We start from the raw sequence: 14,813 nt of genomic DNA, 5'->3' as shown, positions 1-14,813 counted from the left end.
AACGGCCAGATGGGGTGGCAGATCCACCTCCCACTGTCGCGAGAGGTTGCAGATCCCCCCCCGGGGAGGCTCAGCACCTCGTCGGTGCGGGGAGCCCGATCTCGACGGGCAGCTCGCCCTGCGCGCGGGCCTTGCCCTGCAGCACCTTCACGAGCGCGCGCATCGCGGGGACGTCGCGGCCGTACAGCGCGATCTTCGTCGGGGCCGAGCTCGATGCCAGCCCGTACGGCGTGTCCGTCGAGACCACGACGTCACCGCTCCCGCCGGGCGACCTCGGCCCCAGGAGCACGACGGAGGTGCCCGCTCCCAGCGGCAGCCCGGCCTCCTCGGCCGCAGTCCGGAACGCGGCGACGGCCTCGGGCGACCCCGACGGCGCGACGGCGCTGATCTTCGGCACGGGGCAGGGATGGGCGACGATCGTCGCGGCCCGGGCGCTCAACGCCTCCGACTCGTCGGTGTGGCTGCCGGGGTCGCCGGGCAGCTCCGGGGACGCCTGCGCGTGCAGGAGGTAGGCGATCGTGCGGGCCGCGGAGTCGCGCGCCTGCTGCTCCGGGATCTCGCCGGACTTCAGGGCCGCGAGCACCGCGTCGTACGCCTGGTCGTTGTCGGCCGGCATGAGCGCGAGGTCGCTGCCGGCCTTGATCGCCTCGACGGTCGAGTCTCCTCCGGGATAGCGGCTCATCACCGCACCCATGCCGAGCGAGTCACTGATGACGAGGCCGTCGAAGCCGAGGTTCTGCCGCAGGCCCCGGGTGATGACCTTGCGTGACATCGACGCCGGCACCCCCTTGTCGATCACGGGGACGTCGAGGTGACCGGTCATGATGCCCGGCGCGGCGTCGGCGATCGCCGCCTCGAACGGCTTGAGGTCATGGGTACGCAGCCGCGTGCGGTCGCTGTCGAGGACGGGCAGGCCCTCGTGGCTGTCCTCGTCGACGTTGTGCCCGGGGAAGTGCTTGACCGCCGAGATCAGGCCCGCCGCGGAGTAGCCGTCCACCGCCGCCACGACCGCGCGGGCGACCGTCTCGGGGTCGGAGCCCGCCGAGCGGCTGCCGATGATCGGGTCGGCCGGACCGATCGTGACGTCGCCGTCCGGGGCGAAGACGGTGTTGTAGCCGGCCGCGCGCAGCTCGGCGCCTGACGCCCGCGTCGCCGCCGTGACGACTGCGGCGCCCGCGTCGCCGTGGCCGGCGATCGCCGCCCCGGCCGACATGAACGTCGGGAACGTCGTCAGCGGGTCGGCGAGGCGAGCCACCAGCCCGCCCTCCTGGTCGATCGGCACCATGACCGGGAAGCCACGGCCCTCGCCGGCGTCCTGCAGCTGCTGGTTGAACGACCGGACCTTGTCGAGCGGGTCGTCGGTCGTCACGTCGAGGATCTGCTGACCCGTCACCATGACACCGGCGAAGTGCTTGTCGCGGACCAGCGCGAGCGACGACTCGTTCGAGAAGCTGCGGGCGATGATGAGCTGGCCGGCCAGCTCGTCGAGGCTGAGCCCGTCGGCGAGCTGGCGCGCCTTCGCCTTCTCCTGCTGCGTGGGCCCCCAGCCGACGGGCTTCTCGGCGCCTCGGGCGCTAGGTGTGGTCGAGGCTGCCGCCGACGACGGTGACGCCCCCTTCGCTGTGTCACCGTCGCGCCCGGTCACCCAGACCACACCGGCGGTGACCGCCAGCGCGGCCGCGGTCAGGGCCGTGACCGTCGCCAGCCGGCGACGGCCCCCTGCGGGCCGCTGGGACGACACGGCCTAGGCCGCCACGACCTGCGTGACGGGCATGCTCGAGTCGGCCGGCAGGTCGAGCGACGACGGCGCGATGCCGCGCCGCACGACCTCGGCGCCGAGGGCCGCGACCATTGCGCCGTTGTCGGTGCACAGCCCCATCCGCGGGATGCGCAGCTCGATGCCCGCCTTGGCCGTCCGCTCCTCGGCGTAGTGTCGGAGCCGCGAGTTGGCCGCCACCCCGCCGCCGACGATCAGCGTGTCGACGTCGTGCTCGAGGCAGGCAGCGACGGCCTTCTTGGTCAGCACGTCGCACACCGCGTCCTGGAAGGACGCCGCGACGTCGGCGACGTCGAAGGCGCGTCCCATCCGCTGCTCGTGCTGCACGTGACGGGACACGGCGCTCTTGAGCCCCGAGAACGAGAAGTCGTACTGGTGCTTCTCGACGTCACGCCCGGTCGTCAGGCCGCGAGGGAACGCGATCGTCGTCGGGTTGCCGTCCCGGGCCACCCGGTCGATGTGGGGACCGCCCGGGTAGGGCAGGTCGAGCAGCCGAGCCACCTTGTCGAACGCCTCGCCGGCGGCGTCGTCGATCGTCTGACCGAGCATCGTGATGTCGGTGACGATGTCGTCGACGAGCAGCAGCTCGGTGTGCCCACCGCTGACCAGCAGCGCGGCGACCCGCTCGCCGAACCGGCCGTGCTCCAGCTGGTCGACCGCGACGTGTGCGGCCAGGTGGTTGACGCCGTAGAGCGGCTTGTCGTGGGCCAGCGCGAGGGCCTTGGCCGCAGCGACGCCGACCAGGAGCGCGCCGGTGAGCCCGGGGCCGCTGGTCACGGCGATCGCGTCGACGTCCTGCACCCGGATGCCCGACTCGGCGTAGGCCTGCTCGAGGGTGGGCACCATCGCCTCGAGGTGCGCCCGGCTGGCGACCTCGGGCACGACGCCGCCGAAACGGACGTGCTGCTCCATGCTCGAGCTCAGGGCGTGCGCGAGCAGCTCGGTGCCGCGGACGATGCCGACACCCGTCTCGTCGCAGGACGACTCGATGCCCATCACCAACGGTTCGCTCACCCGCCCAGTGTGCCTGACCAGCCGGCCGCATACACGACCGACCTGAGCGTCCCGCGCCGATCTCATCAGTCGGCAGGACACCTCCACGCACGATTTCGCGCCTAGCGTCGACGTCACCGTTGCCCCTCCCCCAAGGACACAGACATGACTCGCCAGCTCCACCTCGGCGGCTTCCAGATCGCCTCCAACGTCACCCACTCGCACGCCTCGTGTCGGCACCCCTCCAGCGACCCGGGCTTCCTGACGGCGGACTACTACCACCGCATCGGCCGCACCCTCGAGCGCGGGACGTTCGACTTCGTGTTCTTCGCCGACCTGCTCGCCGTCCCCACCAACTACGGCGGCGGGCCGGACGAGGCCCTGCGGCGCGGCACCCAGGCCGCCGCGACCCTCGACCCCACCCTCGTGGCGACCAGCATCGCCGCGGTGACCCGCCGGCTCGGCATCGCGATCACCAAGAGCACGACGTACTTCCACCCCTTCGAGGTCGCGCGCATCTTCGCGACGCTCGACCACCTCAGCCAGGGGCGCGTCGCGTGGAACATCGTGACGTCCCTGAGCAGCGCCGAGGCCCGCAACTTCGGCCTCGAGAACGCCCTCGACCACGACCTGCGCTACGACCGCGCCCAGGAGTTCGTCGAGGCGACGGTCAAGCTGTGGCAGAGCTGGGAGCCCGACGCCCTCGTGCAGGACAAGGAGTCCGGACTCTTCGCCGACCCGTCCAAGGTGCACGCGGCCGAGCACGACGGCCTGTTCTTCAAGTCGCAGGGACCGCTGCCGGTGCCCGCGTCGCCGCAGGGACGTCCCGTCCTGATCCAGGCGGGCGCCTCGGGCAAGGGCAAGGACTTCGCCGCGCGCTGGGCCGATGCGATCTTCGAGATCGACCCGACGCCCGAGGGACGCCGCGCCTACTACGACGACATCAAGAGCCGCGCCAGCGACGCCGGCCGCGACCCCGACCACGTCAAGATCTTCCCGTCGTTCATCCCGTTCATCGGCGAGACCGAGTCGATCGCCCGCGAGAAGCAGGCCTTCCACAACGAGCTGGCCGACCCCATCTCGGGCCTGCACACCCTCTCGGTGCACACCAACCACGACTTCTCCTCGTACGACCTCGACGCACCGGTCGAGGACGTGCAGGTGACCGGCAGCCAGGGCCTGTTCGACGTCGCCCGCCGGCTGAGCGGCCGCGACAGCCTCACGCTGCGCGACATCGGCAAGCTCTACGCCCAGGGCGTCCTGCTGCCGCAGTTCGTCGGCACGGCGTCCGACGTCGCCGACCAGATCGAGGAGGTCTTCACCGGAGACCAGGCCGACGGCTTCATCCTCTCGGTCGGGCAGTCGCCGAGCGGCTTCGAGGAGTTCGTGGACGCCGTGGTGCCCGAGCTGCGTCGGCGCGGCCTCTTCCGCTCCGAGTACGCCGGCAGCACGCTGCGCGACCACCTCGGTCTGGCCGACGCACCCCGGCCGCAGGGGGTTCCCGCCTGACGTGGGGGCCTAGAGTCGGGACATGGCACGCACCGACGACATCCCCGAGACGTTCGACGAGCGGACGATCCTGCTGCAGGTGCTCCGCTACTCGCAGGAGACCGCCGTCCTGAAGGTCAGCGGTCTCACGCAGGAGCAGGCACGCACGGCGCCGCTCGCGACCTCGCCGCTGATGAGCCCGGCCAACATCCTCAACCACCTGCGCTGGGTGGAGTGGTCGTGGGTCAACAACGACCTCTTCGGACGTCCCGACGAGGCGCCGTGGAGCGAGGAGAACCCCGACGCGGAGTTCGAGGAAGGTTCGACGCTGCCGCTCGAGGACGTCGTCCGCCTCTACGAGGAGGAGGCCGCCCGCACCCGAGCGGTCTTCGCCGAGGTCGACCTCGACATGGTGCGCCTCAGCGAGGACCGGACGCAGCCCGTCACGGCGCGCTGGATCCTGCAGCACCTGATCGAGGAGACCGCACGCCACAACGGCCACCTCGACATCCTGCGCGAGATGGCCGACGGGTCCACGGGCTACTGACCTGCGGTGTGGGACTACTCCGTCAGGGCGACCTGCGACTTGTCGAACGCGACGTAGCCGCTGTAGTCCTGGCCCACGCGGTCGAACGACGACGGGATCGGCTCGGGGTAGGACCAGCCGCCGTCGGGCGCCAGGTCAGCGCCGGTGCCGACGTTCCAGTACTGCGCATCGCCCTTCCACGGGCAGTGGTAGGCCGTCGGGCTCTTCTCGAACGCGCCCTCGGTGAGGCTGGCCGGCGGGAAGTACCAGTTGCCCTCGATCTTGACGAGGTCCTCGGTGGGGGCCTCGGCGACGACGGTGGTGCCGATGACTGCCTTCATGGCGTCTCCTCTACTGCTGGGTCTTCTTGGCGGCGCGTCGGGCGGCGCGGGCCGCATACTCTTCCTCGTCCATTCTGCGCGCCTCCGCAAGCGACGGCGCGGTGCCACCGTGGCGGGCCGGGGCCCACCACTGACCCTCGGGACGGATCGGGTACTCCGCGATGGCCTTGTCGAGCAGGTTCGTCATCGCGTCACGCAGCAGGACGGTCTCGGCCACGGGATCCTCACCCGTGACAGCCAGCGGTGCGCCGACGTGCAGGCCGATCGTCTTGCCACGACCTTTCATGTCCGACTCGTGGTCCTTGGTCTTGAGCAGCTGCGTGCCCCACGTGACCATCGGGATCAACGGGACGCCGGCCGCCGCGGCCATGCGCACCGCGCCCGTCTTGAGCTCCTTGATCTCGAACGAGCGGCTGATCGTGGCCTCCGGGAAGATGCCGACGATCTCGCCGTTGCGCGCATACTCGACCGCGTCGTCGTACGACTGCTGACCGTTCTCGCGGTCGACCGAGATGTGGTGGAACGACCGCATGATCGGCCCCGAGATCTTGTGGTCGAAGGCGTCCTTCTTGGCCATGAACCGCACCAGACGGCCGCTGGGCTGGGCCGCCAGCCCGTCGAAGATGAAGTCGACGTAGCCGATGTGGTTGGCCGCGAGGATCGCACCACCCTCGCGCGGGATGTGCTCGGTGCCGGACATCTGGAACTTCATGCCCAGCACCTTGAACAGCGTCTTGGCCGTCAGGATGGTGGCCGGGTACGTGTAGTCGCGCATCCGGTCAGGGTAGTGCACACGCGTGCACCCGGCCGGTCGTGTCGACGCGACCCTCAGCCGTCAGTCGTCTTCGACCCTCAGCCCTCAGTCGTCTTCGACGACGTGGACCGCGGCCTCCTCGGCGCTCGCCGCTGCTCCGTCGATGCCGACGTCCTCGCCGACGAGGTCCTTCTCGGTGTCCTCGCCGAAGCCGCCGTCAGGATCGACCAGGCGACCGGCACGCTGCGTGCCCACCTCGCCGTCGTCGAGCACCTCGTCCTCGTCGGCGTACGGATCGACGTCCGGCTCCTCCTGGCGCAGGCGCTCGTCGAGGGACTCACCCTCCAGCGCCTCCTCGGCGGTCGTGCCGAATCCCTCGCCGCGGTAGCTCTCGGGCGGCGAGTAGCCGGCGTCGAGGGTCTCGTCCGGGTTGTCGAAGATCGCGTCCTGGTCGGGGCCGTCTTCGCCGTCGTCGAAGGTGTCAGGTGTCTCGGTCATGACCCCAGCCTCGCACGCCATCCCTGAGGGGCAACGTGGGCGTCGATCTCGACCTCGACGAGGTGGTCGGGGTGCGCGAATCCGGAGACCTGGACCATCGTCGCCACCGGCCGGACGTCGCCGAAGACCTCCCGGTGGGCCCGCCCGATCTCGTCCATGTGGGCCATGTCGATGACGAACATCCGGGTCCTGACGACGTCCTTCACCTCGAGGCCCGCCGTCCTGACCGCCGCGACGGCGATGCCGAAAGCGACCCGCGCCTGCTCGTACGGGTCACCGACGCCGACGACCTCGCCCTCGACCGTCGCCGTGGTGCCTGCGACCCAGACCGACCCGCCGACGCGGACCGCGCGGCTGTAGCCGACGGAGTCCTCCCACGGGTTGCGGGAGCTGATGTTCTTCCTCATGGGTCCAGCCTCATGGGCTCAGCCTCATCACCACTCCTCGATCGTGAGCTCCATGACCAGCGCGTCGACGCCGCCGGCGTAGTAGCCGCGGCGCGTGCTGATGGTGTCGAACCCGTAGGACTCGTAGAGGCCGATCGCGGGACCGTTGTCGGCTGCGACCTCGAGCAGCATGCGGCCGGCGCCGAGGTCGCGGGCCCGGTCGACGAGGTCGTCGAGCAGGTCGCGGGCGACGCCGCGTCCCCGGAGCGCGGGCAGCACCGCGATGCGGTCGAGGTCGGCCACCTCGCCGGCCACCGACACGGCGCCGTAGGCCTGCAGGTCGTCCGTGACCAGCACCACGTGGCGGTCGCTGCCGACCTCGTCGCGGACGAGCCCCTCGCTCCACGCGCCCGCGCCGAAGCAGGTCTGCTCGATCGCGACGATCGCGGGGACGTCGTCGTCCGCGGCCGTGCGGGTCATGCGCGCTTGGAGACGGCCTGCGGCACGGCATCGGGACGGCGCAGGTAGAGCGGCTCGAGGGGCAGCTCGACGGCCCGGCCCGACACCACCAGCGTCGCGAGCGCTGCGGCGCGGGGATCGCCCGCCTCGCCGGCGGCACGCAGCACGTCGTCGTAGAGGTGCGCGCCGCGTCCGTATACCGGCAGGTCGGGGTGCTGCGCCGCGAGATCGGCGGGCTTGAGCACGTGCGGCCCGTCGAGCCGGACGTGGTCGGCGCCGTAGCGGGCCCAGTAGACCTCTTTTCGCCGGGCGTCGGTCGCGACGAGGAACTCCCCTGCGACCTGGACGTCCGCGGCGACGACGTCGAGCGAGCACACCCCGTGGGTGGTCAGGCGCAGGGTCGACCCGAGGGTCAGGGCCGTGACGACCCCGACGCGAAGACCCGTGAACGGGCCGGGACCGACGCCCACCGCGACGTCGGTCAGGTCGCCCATCGACGCGCCGGCCTGCGCGAGCGCGTCGCGGATCGCCGGAGCGAGCAGCTCGCCGTGGGCCATCGCGCCCTCGCCGAACGCCTCGCCGACGACCCTGTTCCCGTCGTGGACGGCGACCGTGATGGCCGGGGTGGCGGTGTCGAAAGCAAGCAGCAGCACGTCCGCCACCCTAACGCTGACGAGACCCTTACCGGCCCGTGAGGAGACCTTTGTCGCCCCTCGAGGAGACCCTTGCCGCCCCCGGCTCTCTCCTCGCGGGGCCGGAACCCTCTCGTCGAGGGGCCGGAACGCCCTCGTCAGCGGGGGGTCAGGCGAGGAGGGTGGAGCGGAGCGGGACGCCGACCCACCGCGAACCGTGCGGCTTGATCGTCACGACGCGCGGATCGACCTCGTCGGGGACGTCGCCCACCTCGCCGTCGTGCGGCGTGCCGACCGGGTCGATCGGCCGAGGGCCGCGGACCTCGATCTTGATGTGCAGCCAGCTGTCGGTGAGCTGCTCGGCCATCCCGTCACCCCACTCGACGACCGTCACCGCCGAGTCCGTGGTGGAGTCGAGGTCGAGGTCGTCGATCTCGCTCAGGTCGCCGAGGCGGTAGGCGTCGACGTGCACCAGCGGCGGCCCGTCGACCAGCGACGGATGGGCGCGGGCCAGCACGAACGTCGGGGACGTGATCGGACCTCGCACCCCCAGCGCCTCGCCGAGCCCCTGGGTGAACGTCGTCTTGCCGGCACCGAGGTCGCCGGAGAGCACCAGCAGGTCGCCGGCGCGCAGCAGCGGGGCGAGCCGCGAGGCCAGCAGCTGCATCTCCTCGGGCGTGGGCACCTCACGCGCCAGCCACAGCGTCTTGCCGAACTCGATGAACGGCTCGTCGCGCCCCACCGGGTGGTAGAGCCGCCTTGACCAGAACTGCACCGTCTCGGGCAGCTCCTCGCGGACGTCGAGCCAGATGCCGTCCTTGCGCCGCTCCTCCGCGGTGTCCTCCGCGACGCCGAGCATCGCCGAGGCGACACCTCGTGCCTGGATGTCGGGGTCGACGCAGACCCGCCGCAGGCCCAGCTGCCCGGGGCGCGACTCGTCGAAGAGCATCGCCCCCATCGGCAGGCCGCGTCGCTCCACGAGCAGCCCGCCCGCGGTCGCCAGCGTCTCGGCGACCGACTCGACCGACTCCTCGAGCGCCGTCGACGGCGGGTCGAGCACCGGCCGGGCCCCGAACGAGCGGTGGATGATGTCGACGATGACCGCCGCGTGCTCGGGCCCCGCTTCGATGACGTTGAGTGCGTTGGAACCGGTCATTGGATGTCCTCCAGGACGTCCTCGATGGTCTTGGTGACGGCCTGGTGGTCCTCGAACATGACCATGTGGCCGACGTCCTCGAGCACGACGAGCTTGGCGTCGGGGATCTGGTCGGCGAGCCGGCGGCTGTGCTTGATCGGCGTCAGCATGTCGGCCGTGCCGCCGATGACGACGGTGCGTGCCTTGCCGAGGTCGGCCAGCCCCGAGGTGAGGTCGAGGCTCACGAAGTTGGGGTAGAAGTCCATCAGCACGTGGGTGGGCGCCCGCAGGATCATCTCGTTGGCCATGTCGACGTGGCGCTCTTGCGCGTTCGGTCCGAGGCCCCAGCGCCGGATGACCGAGTAGGAGTTGAACCGTCGCCCCCAGTCGAGCAGCGGCGCACCCGCCCGGAGCAGCGGCACCAGGTGCCGCAGGCCGGGGCTGCTGCGCATCAGCCGCCCGGCGCTGGTGCCGACGAGGACGACGCCCTTGACCCGACCGCCGAACAGCTCGGGCCGCGACCGTGCGAGCTCCATGATCGTCATGCCGCCCATCGAGTGTCCGACGAGGACGATCGGACCACGCGGCACGAGCTGCTTGATCACGGTCGCAGCGTCGTCGGCCAGCTCGGCGAAGCCGGAGCTGTCGGCGTAGGACCGGCCGGACCGGCCGTGCGAGCGCAGGTCGACGAACACCATCCGCACCCGGCCCCGCAGGGCGAGTCGCTGGTAGTGCCAGACGTCGATGTCCTCGACCCAGCCGTGCAAGAAGACGATCGTCGGTGTCTTGCGCTCGGCCTCGTCGATCTCGACGTTGAGCGGCACGCCGTCGGACGACATGACCGTCACCGGGCTGCTGCGGACGGAGCCGAACTCCACGTCCTCGCCGCGGCGCCGCCGGCGCTGGGTCCGCTGACGGCCGTTGAGCAGCGTCGCCACCGCTCCGGCGGCCACGAAGGCTCCGGCTGTCGTCGCGATCCTGGCTGTCTTGGTCATGCTCCACCCTTGTACGTCCGGACGATGCGGCCGCCCAGCCGGGTGACCACCTCGTACGCAATGGTGCCCGATGCCGCTGCCCAGTCCTCCGCCGTGGGCTCCCCGTCGTGCCCGGGACCCAGCAGGACGACCTCGTCGCCTCGGGCCGCAGGACGGTCGCCGAGGTCGACCACGAGCTGGTCCATGCAGACCCGGCCGACCAGCCGCGCTCGCGCCCCGGCCACCTGCACCTCGGCCCGGTTGGAGGCCGAGATCGCGATGCCCTCGCCGTAGCCGAGCGGCACCAGCCCGACCGTGGTCGCCGTCTCGGCGGTCCACGTCTGCCCGTAGGAGACGCTCGCACCCGCGGGGATCGTCTTGACCTGCGCCAGGCGTGCGCGCAGCGTCATGACCGGGGTCAGCAGGGTCGGGTAGGTCATCGCCGGGTCGGGACGGATGCCGTAGGCCGCGATGCCCACGCGAACGAGGTCGAAGTGCGCGGACGGACGGCTGAGCGTGGCTGCGGAGTTGCTGAGGTGGCGCAGCCCGGGATCGACCCCGGCGGCGGCGAGCTCGTCGACGGCTGCACGGAAGACCGTCTCCTGGTGGTCGTTCGCGGGGTGCGCCGGCTCGTCAGCACACGCGAGGTGCGACCACGTCCCGGTGATCTCGACCTGCCCGGCTGACTGCGCCGCGGCAGCCGCGGCGACCAGTGCCGTCCACTGCTCACCGAGCGCGCCGTTGCGGGACAGGCCGGTGTCGACCTTGAGCTGCACCCGCGGCCGTCGCGGCGCAGCGGCGAGGATCTCGGCGAGCTGCTCGGCCGACGACGCCGTCACCTCGACGCCGGCGTCGACCGCCGCGGCAAAGTCGGCACCGGGTGCGTGGAGCCAGCACAGGAGGTCACCGGTGTCGCCGGCCGCCCGCAGCGCGAGCGCCTCGTCGACCGTCGCGACACCGAGCCAGTCGGTGCCGGCCGCACGGGCCGCGCGGGCCATCGGCAGCATGCCGTGGCCGTAGGCGTTGGCCTTGACGACCGTCATCAGCGCCGCCGACCGCGCGCACTGCGCCAGGGCCGCGATGTTGGCGCCGAACGCGTCGAGGTCGATGAGCGCCTCGGCTTGAGGCGCCTGCAGGGTCGACATGTCAGTCCCTCCAGTCGCGGACGTCGCCGAGCAGGCCGTCGTGGAACGCCGCGAGCGTGCCGGGCAGCGCGGCCGCGACCGCGGACGCCGTCACCGGACCACCCCGGTTGGCCCGGATGCTCGCCGCGCCGTGCAGGAACGCGGCGATCGAGCCGGCGTCGTGCGGATCGGCCCCCGACGCCAGCAGCGAGCCGGCAAGCCCGGCGAGGACGTCGCCTGACCCGGCGGTGCCGAGCCAGGGGGACCCGGTGAGGTTGACCCGCGTGGTCCGCCCCGGCGTGACGACCAGCGTCCGCGAGCCCTTGAGCAGGATCGTGACGCCCCACCGGTGGGCCGCCTCGGTGGCGTGCGCCAGCGGCTCCGCCTCGACGGCCTCGCGGCGGGTGTCGAGCATCATCGCGAGCTCACCGGCGTGCGGCGTCAGCAGCGCGGGGGCGTCGAACGAGTCGGGCAGGAAGGCCAGCGCGCTGGCGTCGACGACGACCGGCACACCGTCGGCGAGAGCCGCTCGGAGCTTCTCCTCGGCCTCGTCGCCACCGCCCGGGCCCACGACCCACGCCTGGACGCGCCCCGGACCAGCCACGACCTCCGGCGCCCGATCGACGACGCGCCGGCTGAGGTGGAGGTCACCGACGAACCGCACCATGCCGGCCATGCCGGTCAGCGCTCCGGCGACGCACAGGTGGGCCGCCCCGGCATACTGCTCCGAGCCGGCCGAGATGCCGACGACCCCGCGGGAGTACTTGTGGCTCGTCGGGTTGCGCAGCCAGTCGAAGGTGTCGACCAGCAGGTGACCGTCGGACGCCTCGATGGCCTCGACCGTCGGCTCGGGAAGGTGGGGCGCCAGGCCGATGTCGACGAGCTCGGCGATCGCGGTGCCGTTCCACCCCGCCGCGCCGGCTGCCGGGCTGACGAGCAAGGCGGTCTTGTAGGTGCCCAGGGTGATCGTCGCGTCGGCCATGACGTGCTGCGCCGGCAGCGTGGCCCCGTCGACGTCGACCCCGGACGGCACGTCGACCGCGACCGTGTAGGGACGGGTGCCGGAGATCCACTCGGCCCACTCCGCGGCACGTCCGGTCAGGCCGGGGCGAGCACCGATGCCGAACAGCGCGTCGAGGCAGTGCCGCTGGTCCGACGGCGCATCGACGAGCAGCGCTCCGGCGCCCAGCGCCGCACCGAGACCGTCGACATGCACCGTGGCGGCGTCGAGCAGGCACAGGTCGACCCGGACACCTCGGTCGAGCAGGTGGACGGCGGCGTAGAGCGCGTCGCCGCCGTTGTTGCCGGGGCCGACGAGCATGACGACGACCTCACCTGCGGCGACGTGGTCGAGCGCATCGGCGAGCCCACGGGCCGCCCGGCGCATGAGCTCGCCGTCGGGCAGGGTGGCCGCCAAGGCCTCCTCGGCGGCCCTGACGTCGGCGACGCTGTGGGCCCTCAGCATTCAGCCACCACAAAGGCCGTGGCCACCGTGGTGTCATGCGAGATCGACAGGTGGGCGGTCGTGACGCCGAGCTCCGTGGCCCGGTCGAGAGCGGCGCCCTGCAGGCGGAGCCCCGGCGCGCCCTGCGGGTCGTTGACGACCTCGATGTCCTGCCACGACATGCCCGCTGGAGCGCGCAGCGCCTTGACGAACGCCTCCTTGGCCGCGAACCGCCCTGCCAACGACTCCAGCGGCAGGTCGATCTCGCCCGGCGTGAACAGGCGGTTGCGCAGCGTCGGCGTACGCTCCAGCGTCGCGGCGAACCGCGCGAGGTCGACGACGTCCACGCCGATGCCGAGGATGGCCATGGCTACTCGACCGTGACGGACTTGGCGAGGTTGCGGGGCTGGTCGACGTCGTGGCCCAGCTGGCTCGCGAACTCGGCGGCGAAGATCTGCAGCGGCACCGTCGAGACGAGCGGCTGCAGCAGCGTCGGCACCCGGGGCAGGCGGATCAGGTGGTCGGCGTAGGGCACGACGTCCTCGTCGCCGTCCTCGGCCAGCACGATCGTGCGAGCACCGCGGGCGCGGATCTCCTGGATGTTGCTGACGGTCTTCTCCTGCAGCTGGTCGCGGCCCTTGGGCGGCACGACGACGAAGACCGGCAGGCCCTCCTCGATGACCGCGATCGGCCCGTGCTTGAGCTCGCCGGCGGCGAAGCCCTCGGCATGGATGTAGGCCAGCTCCTTGAGCTTGAGCGCGCCCTCGAGGGCCACCGGGTAGCCGACGTGACGACCCAGGAACAGGATCGACCGGGAGCCGGAGAGCTCCGCGGCGAGCTTGCGCATCTGGTCGCCCTCGTCGAGCATCCGCTGGATGCCGGCGGGGATCTTGCCGATCTCGGCGAGGATGCCGTCGATCTCGTCGCCGTACTTCATTCCCTTGACCTGGGCGATGTAGAGTGCGAGCAAGTAGCACGCGACGACCTGGGCGAGGAATCCCTTGGTCGACGCGACCGCGACCTCGGGGCCGGCGTGCGTGTAGATGACGGCGTCGGACTCGCGCGGGATCGTCGAGCCGTTGGTGTTGCAGATCGACAGCACCCGGGCGCGCTGCTGGCGGGCGTAACGGATCGCCATGAGCGTGTCCATGGTCTCGCCGGACTGGCTGATCGTGACGACGAGCGTGCTCTTGTCGAGGATCGGGTCGCGGTAGCGGAACTCCGACGCGAGCTCGACCTCGCAGGGCGTGCGGGTCCAGTGCTCGATCGCGTACTTGGCGACCATCGCGGCGTAGAACGACGTGCCGCACGCGATCACGATGATCTTGTCGACCTCGCGCAGCTCGCCGTCGCTGATGCGCATCTCGTCGAGCTGCAGCTTGCCGCCGGGGGTGTGCCGCCCGAGGAGGGTGTCGGCCACCGCCTGGGGCTGCTCGTCGATCTCCTTGAGCATGAACCAGTCGAAGCCGCCCTTCTCGGCCGCCGAGACGTCCCAGTCGACGTGGTACTCCGTGGTCTCGGCCGGCTCGCCGAAGAAGTCGGTGACGACGATGTCGTCGGGCGTGATCGTGACGACCTGGTCCTGCCCCAGCTCGACGGCGTCGCGGGTGAACTCGATGAAGGCCGCGACATCGGAGCCGAGGAAGTTCTCGCCCTCGCCGCGACCGACCACGAGGGGCGAGTTGCGGCGGGCACCGACCACCACGTCGGGCTGCGCAGCGTCACAGATGACGAGGGTGAAGGCGCCCTCGAGCCGTCGGCACACTGCGCGCAGGGCGTCGGAGAGGTCGGGCGTGCGCTCGAGCTCGTCGTGCAGGAGGTGGGCGACGATCTCGGTGTCGGTCTCCGAGAGCATCTCGTGGCCGGCCGCCTCGAGCTCGGCGCGCAGCGAGGCGAAGTTCTCGATGATGCCGTTGTGGACGACCGCGACCCGCCCGGACGCGTCGAGGTGCGGGTGCGCGTTGACGTCGTTGGGAGCACCGTGGGTGGCCCACCGGGTGTGACCGATGCCGGTGTGCGCCTCCGGCAGGGGGTGCGCCTCGAGCTCGGCGTCGAGGTTGACGAGCTTGCCCGCCTTCTTGGCCGACGAGATGACGCCGTCGTGGACGAGCGCGACGCCGCCGGAGTCGTAGCCTCGGTACTCGAGGCGTCGCAGGCCCCCCATGACGACGTCGAGAGCGGAGCGCTGACCGACGTAACCGACAATTCCGCACATGCTGTCCAGAGTACCGAGTCGGGCCTGCGAGGGACCGAGTGCAGCGCCGGAACCCCTGACACGCCAG

Annotated in this window: 16 protein-coding genes; 2 read left to right on the top strand and 14 right to left on the bottom strand. The window is 71.5% G+C overall.

Annotated features, from left to right (window positions below):
* Nucleotides 1-70 precede the first annotated feature (70 nt).
* Both HQK15_RS07945 and tsaD read right to left on the bottom strand, forming a co-directional pair.
* On the bottom strand, nt 71-1,741 hold the full coding sequence (locus tag HQK15_RS07945) for a glycoside hydrolase family 3 N-terminal domain-containing protein (protein WP_173490815.1): 1,671 nt from the start codon (nt 1,739-1,741) through the stop codon (nt 71-73).
* A gap of 3 nt (nt 1,742-1,744) precedes the next feature.
* Nucleotides 1,745-2,791 carry a tRNA (adenosine(37)-N6)-threonylcarbamoyltransferase complex transferase subunit TsaD gene (tsaD, locus tag HQK15_RS07940; RefSeq protein WP_367649096.1) on the bottom strand — a complete coding sequence of 349 codons (1,047 nt, stop codon included), beginning with the start codon at nt 2,789-2,791 and terminating at the stop codon, nt 1,745-1,747.
* A gap of 144 nt (nt 2,792-2,935) precedes the next feature.
* Between tsaD and HQK15_RS07935 the strand changes: the two genes are divergently transcribed.
* Both HQK15_RS07935 and HQK15_RS07930 read left to right on the top strand, forming a co-directional pair.
* Nucleotides 2,936-4,279: an LLM class flavin-dependent oxidoreductase gene (locus HQK15_RS07935; protein WP_173490813.1), complete on the top strand. Its 1,344-nt coding sequence runs from the start codon at nt 2,936-2,938 to the stop codon at nt 4,277-4,279.
* 22 nt (nt 4,280-4,301) lie between these two features.
* Nucleotides 4,302-4,805 (top strand): DinB family protein, encoded by a 504-nt coding sequence (locus HQK15_RS07930; RefSeq protein WP_173490812.1) that lies wholly within the window; start codon nt 4,302-4,304, stop codon nt 4,803-4,805.
* 14 nt (nt 4,806-4,819) lie between these two features.
* Here the strand turns inward: HQK15_RS07930 and HQK15_RS07925 are convergent, their stop codons facing one another.
* The 12 genes from HQK15_RS07925 to glmS form a co-directional block, all read right to left on the bottom strand.
* Entirely contained in the window at nt 4,820-5,125 is a 306-nt protein-coding gene (locus HQK15_RS07925) for a DUF427 domain-containing protein (protein ID WP_173490811.1), read from the bottom strand.
* A 10-nt stretch (nt 5,126-5,135) separates the two neighbouring features.
* Nucleotides 5,136-5,900 carry a lysophospholipid acyltransferase family protein gene (locus HQK15_RS07920; RefSeq protein WP_173490810.1) on the bottom strand — a complete coding sequence of 255 codons (765 nt, stop codon included), beginning with the start codon at nt 5,898-5,900 and terminating at the stop codon, nt 5,136-5,138.
* Between the two features lie 84 nt (nt 5,901-5,984).
* On the bottom strand, nt 5,985-6,377 hold the full coding sequence (locus HQK15_RS07915) for a DUF5709 domain-containing protein (RefSeq protein ID WP_173490809.1): 393 nt from the start codon (nt 6,375-6,377) through the stop codon (nt 5,985-5,987).
* Nucleotides 6,374-6,784: a RidA family protein gene (locus tag HQK15_RS07910; protein ID WP_173490808.1), complete on the bottom strand. Its 411-nt coding sequence runs from the start codon at nt 6,782-6,784 to the stop codon at nt 6,374-6,376. The genes HQK15_RS07915 and HQK15_RS07910 overlap by 4 nt, the downstream gene beginning before the upstream one ends.
* 27 nt (nt 6,785-6,811) lie before the next feature.
* Entirely contained in the window at nt 6,812-7,243 is a 432-nt protein-coding gene (locus tag HQK15_RS07905; RefSeq protein WP_173490807.1) for a GNAT family N-acetyltransferase, read from the bottom strand.
* Complete coding sequence (gene tsaB, locus HQK15_RS07900) at nt 7,240-7,875, bottom strand: tRNA (adenosine(37)-N6)-threonylcarbamoyltransferase complex dimerization subunit type 1 TsaB (protein WP_173490806.1); 636 nt, start codon at nt 7,873-7,875, stop codon at nt 7,240-7,242. The genes HQK15_RS07905 and tsaB overlap by 4 nt, the downstream gene beginning before the upstream one ends.
* Before the next feature lie 148 nt (nt 7,876-8,023).
* Nucleotides 8,024-9,010, bottom strand: a complete 987-nt coding sequence (tsaE, locus tag HQK15_RS07895) for a tRNA (adenosine(37)-N6)-threonylcarbamoyltransferase complex ATPase subunit type 1 TsaE (protein WP_173490805.1) — start codon at nt 9,008-9,010, stop codon at nt 8,024-8,026.
* A complete protein-coding gene (locus HQK15_RS07890) occupies nt 9,007-9,984 on the bottom strand; it encodes an alpha/beta fold hydrolase (protein ID WP_173490804.1) in 978 nt (325 codons plus the stop codon). Before HQK15_RS07890 ends, tsaE begins: the two co-directional genes overlap by 4 nt.
* Nucleotides 9,981-11,108, bottom strand: a complete 1,128-nt coding sequence (gene alr, locus HQK15_RS07885; RefSeq protein WP_173490803.1) for an alanine racemase — start codon at nt 11,106-11,108, stop codon at nt 9,981-9,983. The genes HQK15_RS07890 and alr overlap by 4 nt, the downstream gene beginning before the upstream one ends.
* A 1-nt stretch (nt 11,109) precedes the next feature.
* Complete coding sequence (locus HQK15_RS07880) at nt 11,110-12,552, bottom strand: bifunctional ADP-dependent NAD(P)H-hydrate dehydratase/NAD(P)H-hydrate epimerase (protein ID WP_173490802.1); 1,443 nt, start codon at nt 12,550-12,552, stop codon at nt 11,110-11,112.
* Nucleotides 12,546-12,899, bottom strand: a complete 354-nt coding sequence (locus HQK15_RS07875; RefSeq protein ID WP_173490801.1) for a holo-ACP synthase — start codon at nt 12,897-12,899, stop codon at nt 12,546-12,548. The genes HQK15_RS07880 and HQK15_RS07875 overlap by 7 nt, the downstream gene beginning before the upstream one ends.
* A gap of 2 nt (nt 12,900-12,901) precedes the next feature.
* A complete protein-coding gene (glmS, locus tag HQK15_RS07870; protein WP_173490800.1) occupies nt 12,902-14,746 on the bottom strand; it encodes a glutamine--fructose-6-phosphate transaminase (isomerizing) in 1,845 nt (614 codons plus the stop codon).
* Nucleotides 14,747-14,813: the final 67 nt, after the last annotated feature.

The organism is Aeromicrobium stalagmiti, from assembly GCF_013283745.1.
GTDB lineage: Bacteria > Actinomycetota > Actinomycetes > Propionibacteriales > Nocardioidaceae > Aeromicrobium > Aeromicrobium stalagmiti.
Note: the sequence above shows the minus strand (reverse complement) of the source record. Positions and strands in the feature narration are given on the sequence as shown.